General features: G+C 68.0%; 11 protein-coding genes. 9 read left to right on the top strand and 2 right to left on the bottom strand.

Translation table 11 applies throughout. The features are described 5' to 3' along the window. The first annotated feature begins 23 nt into the window (after positions 1-23). From C1925_RS02330 to C1925_RS02365, 8 genes are all read left to right on the top strand, one after another. The gene (locus C1925_RS02330; protein WP_108767521.1) at positions 24-3,047 is read left to right on the top strand and encodes a TonB-dependent receptor; all 3,024 of its coding nucleotides are present in this window, start codon (positions 24-26) and stop codon (positions 3,045-3,047) included. 233 nt (positions 3,048-3,280) lie between these two features. Then, positions 3,281-4,810 carry a serine hydrolase domain-containing protein gene (locus C1925_RS02335; RefSeq protein WP_108767522.1) on the top strand — a complete coding sequence of 510 codons (1,530 nt, stop codon included), beginning with the start codon at positions 3,281-3,283 and terminating at the stop codon, positions 4,808-4,810. Beyond that, on the top strand, positions 4,743-5,456 hold the full coding sequence (locus C1925_RS02340; RefSeq protein WP_108767523.1) for a M15 family metallopeptidase: 714 nt from the start codon (positions 4,743-4,745) through the stop codon (positions 5,454-5,456). The genes C1925_RS02335 and C1925_RS02340 overlap by 68 nt, the downstream gene beginning before the upstream one ends. Before the next feature lie 523 nt (positions 5,457-5,979). After that, entirely contained in the window at positions 5,980-6,351 is a 372-nt protein-coding gene (locus C1925_RS02345) for a hypothetical protein (protein ID WP_108767524.1), read from the top strand. A 227-nt stretch (positions 6,352-6,578) separates the two neighbouring features. Continuing rightward, positions 6,579-6,989 (top strand): EF-hand domain-containing protein, encoded by a 411-nt coding sequence (locus C1925_RS02350; RefSeq protein WP_108767525.1) that lies wholly within the window; start codon positions 6,579-6,581, stop codon positions 6,987-6,989. Positions 6,990-7,117: 128 nt separating this feature from the next. Further along, on the top strand, positions 7,118-7,870 hold the full coding sequence (locus C1925_RS02355; RefSeq protein WP_108767526.1) for an HAD family hydrolase: 753 nt from the start codon (positions 7,118-7,120) through the stop codon (positions 7,868-7,870). A 31-nt stretch (positions 7,871-7,901) separates the two neighbouring features. Further along, entirely contained in the window at positions 7,902-8,390 is a 489-nt protein-coding gene (locus C1925_RS02360) for a hypothetical protein (RefSeq protein WP_108767527.1), read from the top strand. 148 nt (positions 8,391-8,538) lie between these two features. Then, complete coding sequence (locus C1925_RS02365) at positions 8,539-9,903, top strand: VOC family protein (protein WP_108767528.1); 1,365 nt, start codon at positions 8,539-8,541, stop codon at positions 9,901-9,903. An 86-nt stretch (positions 9,904-9,989) separates the two neighbouring features. On the opposite strand, the gene C1925_RS02370 is transcribed toward C1925_RS02365, so the two are convergent. Beyond that, positions 9,990-11,504, bottom strand: a complete 1,515-nt coding sequence (locus C1925_RS02370) for an acetyl-CoA hydrolase/transferase family protein (RefSeq protein ID WP_108767529.1) — start codon at positions 11,502-11,504, stop codon at positions 9,990-9,992. 398 nt (positions 11,505-11,902) lie between these two features. Between C1925_RS02370 and glnE the strand changes: the two genes are divergently transcribed. Further along, a complete protein-coding gene (gene glnE, locus C1925_RS02375; RefSeq protein ID WP_108767530.1) occupies positions 11,903-14,698 on the top strand; it encodes a bifunctional [glutamate--ammonia ligase]-adenylyl-L-tyrosine phosphorylase/[glutamate--ammonia-ligase] adenylyltransferase in 2,796 nt (931 codons plus the stop codon). 1,089 nt (positions 14,699-15,787) lie between these two features. Here the strand turns inward: glnE and C1925_RS02380 are convergent. Then, positions 15,788-16,342 carry a queuosine precursor transporter gene (locus tag C1925_RS02380; protein ID WP_108767531.1) on the bottom strand — a complete coding sequence of 185 codons (555 nt, stop codon included), beginning with the start codon at positions 16,340-16,342 and terminating at the stop codon, positions 15,788-15,790. Between the last annotated feature and the right edge of the window lie 38 nt (positions 16,343-16,380).

Consider the following 16,380-nt stretch of genomic DNA (forward strand, 5'->3'; position numbering starts at 1 on the left):
ATTCTTGCAGGAGAGAGCAGGGGATGAAGGCTTACAGCATCAAGCGGGCGGCGTTGTGCGTCGCCCTTGGGGCGTGTCTGGGCATCATGTTGCCCGGCACCGTGATGGCCCAGACCGTGAGCGGCGCCGTCGCCGGCCGCGCAACCGCCGGTGACCAGGTCACCGTGGTGAGCAGCAGCACCGGCCTGACCCGGACCGTCACCGTCGGCGCCGATGGCAGCTACCGCCTCGGCCAGCTGCCGGTAGGCGACTACCAGCTGCAGCTCAGCCGCGAGGGGCAGAAACTGGGCGACCAGGTGGCTGTCAGCGTGGCAGTGGGTGGCACCACCACGGTGAACCTGGCCAGCGCCGGCGGCGTCACCAACCTGGATGCCCTGCAGGTGACCGGCACGCGGGTGATCAACCGCGTGGACGTCTACTCCACCGAGACCTCGTTCAACATCAACCGCCAGGAAATCTCGCGGTTGCCGGTGGCGCAGGATCTGTCCGCCGTCGCGCTGATGGCGCCGGGCGTGGTCGGTGGCAACTCCTCGTTCGGTGGCCTGTCCTTCGCCGGTTCGTCGGTGGCCGAGAACGCGGTGTTCATCAACGGCCTCAACGTCACCGACATGTACACCCGGCGAGGCTTCAGCACCGCACCGTTCGCCTTCTTCAACGAATTCCAGGTCAAGACCGGGGGCTACTCGGTCGAGTTTGGTCGCTCCACCGGCGGTGTCATCAACGCGGTGACGCGCTCGGGCAGCAACGAGTTCGAGGGCGGCGTGGAAGTGACCGCCGAGCCCAGCGCGTGGCGTGCCAGCGGGCGCGACCACTTCCACCGCGACGGGACCGCGCACTCCTACGGCAGCCGTGACAACAACTCGTTCTTCAAGACCAACGTCTGGGGTTCGGGCCCGATCATCAAGGACAAGCTGTTCCTGTTCGCCATGTACGAGGATCGCGACGACCGCGGCCACAACACCTCGTCCGATGGCAGCACCTGGTTCAAGAACAACTCTGGCAACGGTTTCTGGGGCACCAAGCTGGACTGGAACATCAACGACAACCACAGCCTGGCGCTGCTGGCGTTCTCCGACGAGGGCGATGTCACCAACGCGTCGTACGGCTACGACTGGGATGACGACCGCATCGGCGACTGGGGTGGTGATTCCATCACCGAGACCGGCGGCCGCAACTGGTCGGCCACCTACACCGGCCACTTCGGGCAGAACTTCACCGCCCGCGCCATGGTCGGCCAGAACAACCAGCGCGCCTTCACCAATTCCTCGCTGGACCAGGACTGCAGCCCGGTGTTCACCGACAGCACCTATGGCCCGCGCCTGGGCAAGCTGCAGGGCCTGCGTGCCGGCTGCCATCCCACCGGCACCGCCGTGGCCGAGCGCGATGACACCCGCGATGTCGCCCGCCTGGACTTCGAATGGCAGCTGGGCGACCACCTGCTGCGCTTCGGCCTCGACCGCGAGCTGATGACCACCGATCAGTCGACCCGTTACCCGGGGCCAACGGCGCTGAGCTACACCGCCTACCTGGCGCGGCCCGGCGATGAAGTGTGGGACGGCGCCAACGCCTATGTGCCGGCCGGCGTCACCGAGATGCTGCGCGCACGCAACCGCCAGTCCGGCGGCACGTTCGAGACCGAGGCCAATGCCTTCTACCTGGAAGACATCTGGAACATCACCCCGAACCTGATGCTCAACCTCGGCATCCGCTGGGACCGCTTCGAAAACCGCACGGCCGAGGGCAAGGCGTTCATCAAGATGGACGATCTGTTCGCCCCGCGCGTCGGTTTCTCGTGGGACATGCGCGGCGATGGCAGCACCAAGTTGTTCGGCAACGCCGGCCGCTACTATCTGCCGGTCACCAACAACATCAACGTCAACTTCGCCGGTGGCCTCACCGACGAATACAGCTACTACGTGCTGGAAGGCTGGGAGCAGAAGACCTCGCCGACCGGCTCGGCGTACATGGCGCCGATCATCGGCGCGCAGATCGGGCCGACCGACACCCGCATGAACACCGGCGGCGCCGATCTGCGACAGAGCGTGGACCGCGACCTGAAGGCGGTCTACCAGGACGAATACATCCTCGGCTTCCAGAACATGATCAACGCCGCCTGGTCGTGGGGCGTCAACGCAACGTACCGGCGCATGACCCGCGCGCTGGATGACATCCGCATCAACTACACCCCGTGCGGCCCGACGCCGAGCACGCTGTGGCCGATCGGCAACCCCGGCGAGAGCCTGACCCTGTGGGGTGACCAGAGCATCGGCTGCGCCACCGAAGGCTGGATCACCATCGACACCGCCAACAGCGGCTACCGCAAGGGCGGTAGTGGCGAGGTCATCGGCTATTCCAAGCCCAAGCGCACCTACAAGGGCCTGGAATTCCAGGTCGACCGCGCCTGGGATGAGAAGTGGCTGTTCAACGCGTCCTACCTGTGGTCGCGCAGCGATGGCAACTTCGAAGGCCCGGTCAACTCCGATACCAACTACGGCGACACCGGCATGGTGCAGTACTGGGATCATCCGGCCACCAACGAACGCTATGGCGTGCTGTTCAACGACTTCCGCCACCAGATCAAGCTGCGCGCAGCCTATGCGCTGAACCAGCAGTGGTCGTTCGGCACCACGCTGCAGGTGCAGTCCGGCGGCCCGATCACCGCCTATGGCGTGATGTGGCCGAACGACACCATCGCCGGTGGCAGCACCTCCAGCGAAGGCAGTGGCGGTGGCACCGGCTGGCTGTGCGTGGCCAACTGTTCCGGGCCGTATGACCAGCGCCAGTTCGAGTACAGCCCGCGCGGTGCGTTCGGTCGCCTGCCGTGGACCTGGACGATGGGCGCCAACGTGACCTGGCGCCTGCCGGTGGAGGGCATCGACCTGAGCGCCCGGCTGTCGGTGTACAACCTCACCAACAACCAGAAGACCATCAACGTGCACCAGCGCTACGAAGCACAGCCGGGCCAGTACCGTGAAGCGACCTTCGCCACCGGCACGCGCTGGCAGGCACCGCGCTACACGCAGCTGGTGGTGACGTGGAACTTCTGAAGCATGCCGCGCGGGTGGCATCGGGACTGCTCGATTGCTCTTCGCGAGGTGCCCGCGCCTTGGTAGAGTCGAGCTTGCTCGACTGCCTTTCGCGGGTCGCCCGCCGCCCCGTAGAGTCGAGCTTGCTCGACTGTCTTTCGCGGGGTGTCGGACGTCGGTCAGTCGAGCAAGCTCGACTCTACGGGCACGCGGCCGCGCGTCGTTGCCGAGGCTACGTATGCGTGGCCGCGGTAATGGTGTTCCCCGCAGTGGCGGCGGAATCGACGGACACCGCCGCCATCGATGCCGATGTCGCCGCCGTGGTCGAGCACGCGCATCTGCCCGGGCTGGCCATGGCCGTGGTCGAGCAGGGACGGGTGGTCTACCAGCACGCCGAAGGTGCGCGCGGGGATGGCGGCCGCATCGACGAGGACACGCTGTTCAAGATCGCCTCCAACAGCAAGGCGATGACCGCCGCGCTGCTGGCGCGCCTGGTGGAGCAGGGCAGGCTGCGCTGGGATGACCCGGTGCGCAGGCACCTGCCCGGCTTCACCATGCATGACCCGTGGGTGGGCGAGCACATGCAGGTGCGCGACCTGCTCATCCACAACAGCGGCCTCGGCCTGGGCGCCGGCGACCTGATGCTGTGGCCGGAGCCCAACGCCTATACGCGCGCCGACATCATCGCAGGACTGGCCCACCTCAAGCCGGTCACCAGCTTCCGCAGTGGTTACGCCTACGACAACCTGATGTACGTGGTGGCCGGTGAAGTGGCCGCCGCTGCCGGTGGCAAGCCTTACGACCAGCTGATGCGCGAGCAGGTGTTCGCACCGCTGGGCATGGACCGCTGCCAGGTGGGCGCGTGGTCGGTGAAGCGCGTGGGCAACGTCGCCCAGCCACACGCCTGGCGCAAGGGCCGCAACGTGGTGGTCAACACCGATGGCGCGACCAGCCCCGACCTGACCTCGATGGCCGCGGGTGGCATCCGCTGTTCGCTGCGCGACATGACGCGCTGGATGCAGGTGCTGCTGGACCCGGCGCTGGTACCCGGCTGGCTGGGCAGCGAGCAGCGGCGCACGCTGTGGACCCTGCACATGCCGATGCCGCTGGGCGAACGCCTGCGCCGCTGGGACAACGCGCATTTCATGGGCTACGGCTACGGCTGGCGCGTTTCGGACATGGACGGGCAGTGGAAGGTGGCGCATACCGGCACCTTGTCCGGCATGTATTCCTCGCTGGCCCTGCTGCCGGACCGCAAGGTGGGCGTGGTGATGCTGATGAACGGCGAGGGCGAGGACGCGCGCACGGTGCTGATGCAGTCGGCGCTGAAGCGCTTCACCGCCGTGGGCGCAGCGCCGCCGGCGATGGAGTATCTGGCAGAGCTCCGTGCCGACCAGGCCGAGCGTGCCGCCAGCGGAGGCGGCCGTCCGTCCACCGCCGGCGCGCGGCCGGTAGCTCGCGATGCGCTGCCGCAGTGGCAGGGCCGCTACCGCGATCCGTGGCTGGGCCCGGCCTCGCTGTGCCCGGGCAAGGACGGCCTGCGATTCAGCGTGGACAAATCGCCCAAGCTGCAGGCGCAGGTGATGCAGCTGCAGGGTCGCTGGCTGCTGCACTGGGATACGCTGGAGGCATCCGCGCAGGCATGGCTGCAGGCCGACGACGGTGCACCACCCACGCTGCAGCTGCGCGCCCTCGATCCGGACATCGACTTCAGTTATGACTTCCAGGACCTGCATTTCACTCGTATTGGCGATTGCCCTGGCGGGCAGCACGCACGCCGCTGAGCCACCGCGCATCTCGCCGGCCACCGATGCGGCCAGCGCCGGTCTGCTGGAGATCCGCACGCTGGCCCCGCGCATCGAGCTGGACATCCGCTACGCCGGCGCCAACAACTTCACCGGTGCCCGCGTGCCGGGCTACGCGTCTTCGTCGTGCTATCTGCTGGCCCCGGTGGCGAAGGCCTTGGCTGCGGTGGAAGGCGACCTGCGTGCCGAGGGTTATGCGCTGCGCATCTACGACTGCTACCGCCCAGTGCGTTCGGTGCAGGCGTTCATGGCCTGGGTGCAGGATCCGCACGAGCAGTCGCGCAAGGCGCTGCAGTACCCGGACCTGGACAAGCCGCGGCTGCTGGCCGATGGCTACATCGCCGAGCGCTCGGGCCACAGCCGGGGCGCGACGGTGGACCTGGGGCTGCTGGATTGCCGGACGGGGACGTGCGTGGTGATGGACATGGGCACGGATTTCGATTTCTTCGGCGTGCGTGCGCATACCGATGCGGCGGGGCTGACGGCGGCGCAGCGTGGGAACCGGCAGCGGTTGCTGCAGGCGATGGCACGGCGCGGGTTTGCCAACTACCCGCAGGAGTGGTGGCACTACACACTGCAGCCGGAGCCGGATGCCGGCACGGCCTACGATTTTCCAGTGCGGTGATGGTTTTTCTTTTGCAGGGCTTGCAGCCCTGCACCTGCGGTAGTGCCGGCCGCTGGCCGGCAACCTCAACGTCAAAAGCTGGCTATCCGTGGGATGGCGGGGTGGGTCCGGTTGCTGCGCAACGGGCTCTGACCCCAGACTTGTTTCGATATCTGACAGATGTGTCGACCAACAGCCGCGCATGCGCAGTAGATCCACGCCATGTGTGGATGATTAATTCGATATCTGACAGATGTGCCGACCAACGGTCGGCACCCACCACCAGCAGTTCCCAACAGCCGCGTGAACCTGTCGAAGGCGGGGCACTGTGGGTTTGCGGGGTGTGAGCCGCATGGATGCGGCGACCAAGCCCCATGGACGTATTTACGGCGTCCCCGCAAACCCACAGTGCCCCGCCATCCCGCGGATAGCCCGCTGTTGATCTTGGGGTTGCCGGCCAGCGGCCGGCACTACCGGCAGGTGCAGGGCTGCAAGCCCTGCCGATACCCTTACACTCACTACCGCCTCCCAACTGCCCACCTGCATGAACCTTCCGCTGCACTTCGGCCTGCTCGGCTCCCTCGAAGCCGGTGCCATCGCCCTGCTGGTCGGGCTGCTGGTGTACTTCCTCTGGCATCACCTGTGCCGCGCGTTGCGCTGGTCCATGGGCCATGCCATCGGCTGGGCCTGCGTGTTCTCCGTCGCCATCTCCGCCGGCATCGACATGTGGAAGCTGTTCTACATGGGCATCGTCCGGCTGGAATCGCCGCTGTATGCGCGCATCTTCCTCTCCACCATCCACGACCCCAACGAACTGGGCAGCCGCGTGGTGCTGGAAATCGCCGGCGCGCTCTCCGGTGTTGCGCTCGGATGGGTCTTGTTCAGTTCGCGGTCATCCGCGCAGAACGTCGATTGACGCAGGTTTTTCGTTGCGTGCCGGTTAAATCCGGCCGCGCTGAATGTGCACCTTATGGACCGCTCACTTTGCCCTAACCACCGCGCTAAACCATGCGCCGGGGCGAGTGGTTAATGGGGTGTATGCACGCCGGTCGCGGCCCAAAATCGATTCAGAAACGCGGTGGCAGGGTAGGTGCCGTGCGGAGACAACACCCCGCGCTCCACCACCCAAAGGAGATCCACCTGATGACTATTCGCAACCGCAAGCCCCTGCTCGCCCTGATCGTTGCCGCCGGTAGTGTGCTGGCCGTCCCGGCCATGGCGCAGAGCGCCCAGCAGCAGGCAGCCCAGGCACAGAATCAGGCGGCGCAGGCCCAGCAGTCGGCAGCCCAGGCGGGTCAGGCGGCTGACCAGGCCTCCAGTGCGGCTGCATCGGCGCAGGCACAGGCCAGTGGCGGCGGCCAGACCTGGGCCAGCATCGATACCGATGGCAACGGCACCATCAGCAAGTCCGAGGCACAGGTGAACGCGGGCCTGGCCCAGGTGTTCGACCAGGCCGACACCAACAAGGACGGCGAACTCAGCGCCGATGAGTACAAGGCCTTCGTGGCCGCCCAGCAGGCCGGGGCGGGTGCAGGTGCCGGCGGCGGCAACTGATCGTCGCTCGCTTTGAATGAAACCGGCTGAATGAATCCGGTTGTGTTCGGGGCAACCGGTGCATGGGGCCCGGGCGGCGAAGGCCGCCCGGGTTTTTGTTGCCCTCGCCACCCCTGTATCCTTGTCACATGAACGCCTCCACGCCTGCGCGCGCGCGCGCCATCGGCCTGGTCGGTTTTGACGGTGACGACACGCTGTGGAAGAGCGAGGACTATTACCGCAAGGCCGAGCAGGAATACCTGGACCTGCTGTCGCGCTACGTCGACGTGCACGACACCCAGACCGCCCGCCACCTGCTGGAAGTGCAGCAGCGCAACCTGGCCGTGTTCGGCTACGGGGTGAAGGGCATGGTCCTGTCGATGATCGAAGCGGCCATCGACATCACCGGCCAGCGCATCGACGCCAAGGACATCCAGCGCATGCTGGATATCGGCCATGAAACCCTGCGCCACCCGGTCGACCTGATCGACGGCGTGCGCGAATCGGTAGCAGTCATCGCCGAGCAGTACCCGGTGGTGCTGATCACCAAGGGCGACCTGTTCCACCAGGAAGCCAAGATCAAGGTGGCCAAGCTGCACGAGCTGTTCCCGCGCATCGAGATCGTCTCGGAGAAGGACCCGGAAACCTACGCGCGCGTGCTGTCCGAATTCGATCTGCCGATGCAGCAGTTCGTGATGGTCGGCAACTCGCTGCGCTCGGATATCGAGCCGGTGGTCACCCTCGGCGGCTGGGGCATCCACACCCCGTACGCGGTCACCTGGGCGCACGAAACCCAGCATGGCGTGGCCGACGACGAGCCGCGCATGGTCACCGCCGATACCGCCTGGGATTGGCCGGCCGCCTTGGCCGCGATCGAGGCCAAGGCCGCTGCCGCGGCCTGACAGGACCCGGCGGCTGCGGCAGAATCGGGGCATGAACCGCTCCTCGCTCCTGCTGCTGTCGCTCCTGCTGCTGGCGCCGGCCACCGTGCTGGCCCAGCAGACCGCCGAACGTTCGGCGGCCTACACGGTGGAAACCGGTGACCGCTGGCTGGATGCCCAGCTGCAGGACATCAACCACTACGCCGAGCGCTACCCCGATGCCTTCCTCGACGAGGTATCGCGCTACGCCAACGTGCCGCGCGGCTATGTCAGCGCACTGTTCACCAATCACGGCTGGCAGGCCGGCGATATCTACTTCGCCTGCTTCTGGGCCAAGGCCAGCGGCCAGACCTGCCGCGACAGCGTGCGCGCCTTCAGCCAGAACCCTGAAGGGGGCTGGGAGGCAGTGGTCGCGCGCATGCCGGTGAAGCCGGACAACCTGCATGTCCGCGCCGTGCGCCACGCCATCGTGGCCAGCTACGAGCACTGGGACCGGCCGATCACCCTCGACGCCACCCTGAAGCGCCAGCTGAAGCGGTAGTGCCGGCCGCTGGCCGGCAATTGCAGGGGGAGCCGGCCAGCGGCCGGCACTACCGGTCCCGGGTCATGTTGCTCTGCATATCGCCCCCATCGCGCACACCGGCGACAATACGGCTCTCGCCGTTCCCGTTCCCGCATTCGAGTGACTGATGAGCGCCTCTTTCGTTTCGCCTGATGTGATCCGCCGCCTGTTCGCCCAGGCCATGTCCCGCATGTACCGCACCGAAGTGCCGCTGTACGGCACGCTGGTGGAACTGGTGGAGCGGATCAACGCGGAGGTGCTTGCGCAGGACCCGGCGCTGGCCGCGCAGCTGCAGCGCAACGACGAGCGCGCACGCCTGGACGAAGAGCGCCACGGCGCCATCCGCGTCGGCACCCCGCAGGAACTGGCCACGCTGCGCCGCCTGTTCGCGGTGATGGGCATGTTCCCGGTGGCCTACTACGATCTGTCGGTGGCCGGCGTGCCGGTGCATTCCACCGCGTTCCGCCCGCTCACCGGCGCGGCCCTGGCGCAGAACCCGTTCCGCGTGTTCACCTCGCTGCTGCGCCTGGAGCTGATCGAAGACGAAGCGCTGCGCGCCGAGTCCGCACGCATCCTTGAACGCCGCCGCATCTTCACCGAGGGCGCGCTGGCGCTGATCGACCAGGCCGAGCGTGACGGTGGCCTGTCGCAGGCCGACGCCGAGCGCTTCGTTGCCGAAGCACTGGAAACCTTCCGCTGGCACGGCGATGCCACCGTCGACCTGCCCACCTACCACGCGCTGCACGATGCGCACCGGCTGGTGGCCGACGTGGTCAGCTTCCGCGGCCCGCACATCAACCACCTCACCCCGCGCACGCTGGATATCGATGCCGCGCAGGCCGCGATGATCGAGCACGGCATGGCCGCCAAGGCGGTGATCGAAGGCCCGCCGCGCCGCGCCTGCCCGATCCTGCTGCGGCAGACCAGCTTCAAGGCGCTGGAAGAAGCCGTGCATTTCCCCGGTGGCGAGGGAGGCGATGCCGGCACGCATACCGCGCGCTTCGGCGAGATCGAGCAGCGTGGCCTGGCGTTGACCCCGAAGGGGCGTGCGCTGTACGACCAGCTGCTGGCGCAGGCGCGCGATGCCGGTGGCGCCGGCAGTACCGGTGGTGACTATGGCCAGCGCCTGCAGGCGGTCTTCGCCAGTTTCCCCGATGACCACGACACCCTGCGCCAGGAAGGGCTGGGCTACTACCGTTACCAGCTGACCGACGCCGGTCGCGCCGCGCCGGAGCGCGTGGCCGATCTGCCGGCCGAAGTGCTGGTGGCTGCCGGCCTGGCCACGGCCGACCCGATCGTCTACGAGGATTTCCTGCCGGTCAGCGCCGCGGGTATCTTCCAGTCGAATCTGGGCGGTGAAGAGCAGCGGGCGTATGCCGCGCACGCCAACCGCGAAGCGTTCGAGCAGGCGATGGGCGTGGCGGTGAACGACGAGTTCGAGATCTACGAGCGGCTGCAGGCGGAATCGCTGGCGGCGCTGCGTATCGCGTGATGCGGGATATCCGCCGGGCATGGCCCGGCGCTACCAAGGTGTGATGCGGGGGTAGCGCCGGGCCATGCCCGGCGAACCGATGGCGCTCAGCCCTTCATCGTGCCGGTATCCAGCCAACGCTGGTGCCACGACAGCGCTTCCGGCAGCAGGTGCGGGGTGTGCTTGCCGTAGCTTTCGCGGCTGGCACGGTCGAAGTAGTCCTGCAGCTGCGGACGAAAATCCGGGTGCGCGCAGTTGTCGATCAGCACCTGCGCGCGCTTGCGCGGGGTCAGGCCACGCAGGTCGGCCAGGCCCTGTTCGGTCACGATCACCGACACGTCGTGCTCGGTGTGGTCGACATGGCTCACCATCGGGGTGATCGCCGAGATCGTGCCGTTTTTCGCCGTGGACGGACTCAGGAACGCCGACAGGAAACCGTTGCGCGCGAAGTCACCCGAACCGCCGATGCCGTTCATGATCCGCGTGCCCATCACGTGCGTCGAATTGACGTTGCCGTAGATGTCCACTTCGATCATGCCGTTCATGCCGATGCAGCCCAGGCGGCGCACCAGTTCCGGGTGGTTGGAGATTTCCTGTGTGCGCATGATGATGCGCTCGCGATAGAAATCGATGTGCTCCTTGAACGTCTCGTTGGCCTGCGGGCTCAGCGCGAAGCCGGTGCACGAGGCATAGCTCAGCACGCCGTCGCGCAGCAGGTCGAGCATGCCGTCCTGGATCACCTCGGTGAACGCGGCCAGATCGCGGAAACCACTCCTGGCCAGGCCGGCCAGCACCGCGTTGGGGATGTTGCCCACGCCCGACTGCAGCGGCAGCAGGTTCGGCGGCAGGCGGCCCTTCTTCACTTCGTGCTGCAGGAACTCGATCAGGTGCGAAGCGATCTGCTCGCTGGTCGCATCGATCGGGCTGAACGGGCTGTTGCGGTCCGGGCCGTTGGTGCGCACCACGGCCACGATCTTGTCCGGGTCGCAGCGCAGCGCGGTATCGCCGATGCGGTCGTTGGCGTTCACCAGCGGAATCGGCTTGCGGTGCGGCGGCAGCGCGGTGCCGTAGTAGATGTCATGCATGCCGTCGACGCCGGCCGGCTGCCACTCGTTGACCTCGACGATGACCTTCTTGGCCAGGTCCAGCCAGGTCTTGTTGTTGCCCACCGAGGTGGAGGGCACCAGCGAGCCGTCCTCGCGGATGGCCGACACTTCGATCACCGCGGTGTCGATCTCGCCGTAGAAGCCGAACCAGACGTGCTGGGCGACGTGGCTGAGGTGGATGTCGATGTAATCCAGCTTGCCCTCGTTGATGCGGTTGCGCGCATCCGGGTCGCTCTGGAACGGCATGCGCATGGCGATGCCATCGGCCTTGGCCAGCGCGCCGTCCAGTTCCGGTGCGGTCGAGGCGCCGGTCATCAGCTTGATCTGGAAGGGCAGGCCCTGGGCGTGCACCGTCTCGATGCGGCGGGCAAGTTCGACGGGGACGGCCTTGGGGTAGCCGGAGCCGGTGAAGCCGCTCATGGCGACGGTTTCACCGGGCTGGATCAGCGCGGCTGCGGCCTCGGCGGAGACCACGCGGTCACGGAGACGCGCGTTGGCGATGCGATCAACAGACATGACGACACGTGTTTCAGGGGGGAAGCCCGATTATCGGCCATCCCCCGCCGTACGGGGCGTTCTACCTTCGTGGAATGGCTTTTCCGGACGGCGGGCTACCATACCCACCAGTTCTGTTTTGCAGTGCAGCGTGCAATGTCCTTCCGCATTCCGCAGGATGGCCCTGCATCCCGACGTGGGGGAGGGAGCAGAGCCCGCTGGCAGTTCGCTGCAAGCGGGCTTTTTTATTGCCTGACGCCCAAGCTGAATAGGCGGGATGCCATTGCCGGTAGAGTCGAGCTTGCTCGACTGCTCTGCAACGGCCAGTCGAGCAAGCTCGACTCTACGCGCACCCCTGCCGGCCCGCGGCCGGCACTACCGGGTCCGTCGCGCCCCGGCCGGGTCGATACAATCGACCCATGACCCTCGCCCCCGCCGAACTGCCCGCCACCCTGCAGCCCCTGGTCGACCGCGCGCTGGCGCGCCTGGCCCATGTCCTGCCCGAGCCCATCCCCGCCGCGCTGCAGGCGCCGCTGGCGCGACTGGCGGTGGCCAGCGACTTCGCCCTGGACACCCTCGTGCGCCAGCCGGCGCTGCTGGCCCACCTGGCCCAGCCCGGCTGCCCGCCGCTGCCGGCGCCGGTGCTCGACCCGCAGCAGCCCAGCGACTGGCAGGCGCAGCTGCGGCGCTGGCGTGCGGCCATGTCCACCCGCCTGGTCTGGCGCGATCTGGCCGGCCTGGACGACGTGCCGCAGACCCTGGCCGGCGCCACCACCCTCGCCGAGGACTGCCTGCGCCTGGCGCTGGACGCCCTGCAGCAGGAATTTGCCCAGCGCCACGGCGTCATCCGCGATGACGACGGCCAGCCGATGCAGCTGGTGGTGTTCGGCCTGGGCAAGCTGGGCGGTGGCGAGCTCAACTTCAGTTCCGATATCGACCTGGTCTACGCCTACGCGCAGGGCGGCGAATCCGACGGCCCGCGTCCGCTGGCCGCCGAGGAGTACTTCGCCCGCCTCGGCCAGCGCCTGGCCAAGCTGCTGGACGACACCACCGTCGATGGCTTCAGCCACCGCGTCGACCTGCGCCTGCGCCCGTTCGGCAGCGCCGGCCGCGTCGCGCTGTCGTTCGCGGCGATGGACCAGTACTTCCAGCGCGAGGGTCGCGACTGGGAACGCTATGCCTGGCTGAAGGCGCGCGCGGTGGCGGGCGACATCGCCGCCGGTGAAGCGTGGCTGCAGACGCTGCGCCCGTTCGTCTACCGCCGCTATCTGGATTTCACCGCGCTCGATGGCCTGCGCGAGATGAAGGCAGCGATCACCGCCGAAGTCGCGCGCCGCGAACTGCACGAAGACATCAAGCGCGGCGCCGGTGGCATCCGCGAGATTGAATTCCTGTGCCAGGCCCTGCAGCTGATCCGCGCCGGGCGTGAACCGGTGCTGCGCGAGCGGCGCCTGCTGGTCGCCCTGCAGGCGCTGGTCAACGCCGGCCAGATCGCGCCCGACGATGGTGCCGCGCTGCGCGAGGCCTACCTGTTCCTGCGCCGCCTGGAAAACCGCCTGCAGATGCTGCGCGATGCACAGACCCACGTGCTGCCCAGCGACCCGCTGGATCGCCAGCGCATCGCGCTCGGCCTGGGCTACACCGACTGGGATGCACTGCGCGCGGCACTGAGCGAGCAGCAGCAGCGCGTCAGCACCGAATTCGCCGCGCTGCTGGCCCCGCGCAAGGGCCAGGCCGCGCCCGACGCGCTGGCCAGCTACTGGCGCAGCCTGCCCGAAGGCAGCAATGCCGAACTGCTGGCCGAAGCCGGTTTCCTCGATGCCAGCGGCGCCGACCAGTCGCTGCGTGATTTCGCCCAGAGCACCGGCGTGAAGTCGCTGTCCGATGCAGCACGCGCGCGCCTGGACCGCGTGCTGCCGGCGCTGCTGCACGCCGCCACGCGCTCGCCGCAGCCGGATGCCGCGCTCAAGCGCGTGCTCGGCCTGCTGCAGGCGGTGCTGCGTCGAACGAGTTACCTCGCGCTGCTGGACGAGCAACCCAGCGCCTTGGCGCGGCTGGTGGACGTGCTGGCGCGCAGCGCGCTGCTGGCCGAGCGCCTGGCCGCGTACCCGCTGCTGCTGGACGAACTGCTGGACGTGCGCGTGTCCGGGCCGATGCCCGCATTCGACGGCATGCTGGCCGAATGCCAGCAGGTGCTGCCGGTGGAGGATCCCGAATCGCAGCTGCGCTGGCTCAATGAAACGCGGCTTGCCCTGAGCTTCCGCATGGCGATGGCCACGCTGGATGGCCGCCAGGGTGCGGTGGACAGCACCCGCCAGCTGGCCGAGCTGGCGCAGGCGGTGGTCATCACCGTGCTGAAGCTGGCCGAGGCGGACATGCATGCCGCGCACGGCAACGTGCCCGGCGGACGCTTCGCCATCATCGGTTACGGCAGCCTGGGCGGGCTGGAGCTGGGCTTCGGTTCGGATCTGGATCTGGTGTTCCTGCACGACCATCCCGCTGGCGTGGAAGCCAGCGATGGCGCCCGCCCGCTGGAACCGGGCCGCTGGTACGCGCGCCTGGCGCAGAAGGTGATGGCCCTGCTGGGCGCAGTCACCGCCGCCGGACGCCTGTACGACATCGACGTGCGCCTGCGCCCGGATGGCGGCAAGGGCACGCTGGTGTCCTCGCTGGCCAGCTACACCGAGTACCAGCGCGAACGCGCCTGGACCTGGGAACACCAGGCCCTGGTGCGTGCACGCGGCGTGGCCGGCGATGCCAGCCTGCTGGCCGATTTCGAACAGGTGCGCGCGCAGACCCTGGGCCGCGAACGCGACCACGCCACGCTGTATGCCGACGTGCTGAAGATGCGTGGGCGCATGCGCACTGAACTGGACCGCAGCGATGCTGCGCGGCTGGACCTGAAGCAGGGCGCCGGCGGCGTGGTCGATCTGGAGTTCCTGCTGCAGACCGGCGTGCTGGCACGCAGCGCGCAGGTGCCGGCGCTGCTGGAACCGCGCGACACGCCGTCGTTGATCGACGCGCTGGCGGTTGCGGGGTTCCTGCCGGAGGCCACTGCGCGCGCGCTGCATGGTGCACACGCCACGCTGCTGGATGTGGGCCTGGCCTGCACGCTGGACCGCCGCCCGCGGTTGGCACCGACGACCCCGGCAATTGAAGAAGCGTGTGCCGCGATTAGTGCGGCGTGTGTGGCGGCGGAGCTGCCGTTTGCCTGACCCGCTTTGGTAGCTGCCGACCGTTGGTCGGCACACTCTGTCGGCTGCGATGGACCCTGAAGGGGCGTGCCGACCAACGGTCGGCACCCACCAGAGCGGTGGGTCGGCACCCACCGGAGAGGTGGCTTGGCGTCGGCCCGGCAATGGCCTGCTGTTGGTAGGTGCCGACCGTTGGTCGGCACACTCTGTCGGCTGCGATGGACCCTGAAGGGGTGTGCCGACCAACGGTCGGCACCCACCAGAGCGGTGGGTCAACACCCACCGGAGAGGCGGGTCGGCGTCGGCCCGGCAAAGGCCCGCAGTTGGTAGGTGCCGACCGTTGGTCGGCACAGTCTGTCAGCCGCGATGCACCCTGAAGGGGTGTGCCGACCAACGGTCGGCACCCACCAGAGCGGTGGGTCAACACCCACCGGAGAGGTGGCTTGGCGTCGGCCCGGCAATGGCCTGCTGTTGGTAGGTGCCGACCGTTGGTCGGCACAGTCTGTCAGCTGCGATGCACCCTGAAGGGGTGTGCCGACCAACGGTCGGCACCCACCAGAGCGGTGGGTCGGCACCCACCGAAGATGTGGCTTGGCGTCGGCCCGGCAAAGGCCGCCGTTGGTAGGTGCCGACCGTTGGTCGGCACACTCTGTCGGCTGCGATGCACCCTGAAGGGGTGTGCCGACCAACGGTCGGCACCCACCAGAGCGGTGGGTCGGCACCCACCGGAGAGGCGGGTCGGCGTCGGCCCGGCAAGGGCTCGCCGTTGGTAGGTGCCGACCGTTGGTCGGCACACTCTGTCGGCTGCGATGGACCCTGAAGGAGCGTGCCGACCAACGGTCGGCACCCACCAGAGAGGTGGGTCGGCACCCATCGGAGAGGTGGCTTGGCGTCGGCCCGGCAATGGCCTGCTGTTGGTAGGTGCCGACCGTTGGTCGGCACACTCTGTCGGCTGCGATGGACCCTGAAGGAGCGTGCCGACCAACGGTCGGCACCCACCAGAGCGGTGGGTCGGCACCCATCGGAGCGATGGGTCGGCACCCATCGGAGCGATGGGTCGGCACCCACCGGACCGGTGGGTTGGCACCCACCGGACCGGTGGGTTGGCACCTACCGGGCGACCGGCGCCATCTTCCACAACAACGCGCGGAACGGGGCCAGCAGGCACACGCCGATGGCCAGCTTCACTGCCAGATCGCCTGCGGCCCAGCTCACCCACGGCAGCGTCGAACCGGCAAACGCGATCGACCAGAAGATGGTCGTATCCACCGTCGCGCTGCAGGTGGTGGCCACCATCGGTGCGCGCCACCAGCTGCCACGGCGCAGACGGTCGAACACGGTAATGTCCAGCAGCTGGGCCACGATGAAGGCCGAGCACGAGGCGATCGCGATGCGCGGCGTCGCCACCCACACCGACAGCAGCACCGCCAGCAGGAAACCGATCCACGCCACGCGGCGGGCCGGGCCCGGGCCGAAGCGGCGGTTGATCAGGTTGCTCACCAGGAACGCCACCGGGTAGCTGAAGGCACCCCAGGTCAGCCAGTCGTTGATCGGGTACTGCACCAGCACGTTGGACAGCAGCACCACCGCGCCCATGGCCAGCACTGCCAGCACGAGCGCGCGCGGGGTCAGCGGGGCAAACACAGGGTCAGGACGCACGGACATGGCGAGCCAGGGGAGGACGAGGGAATCGCCCATTATCC

The organism is Stenotrophomonas sp. SAU14A_NAIMI4_5 (assembly GCF_003086795.1).
In the GTDB taxonomy this organism is placed as follows: Bacteria; Pseudomonadota; Gammaproteobacteria; order Xanthomonadales; family Xanthomonadaceae; genus Stenotrophomonas.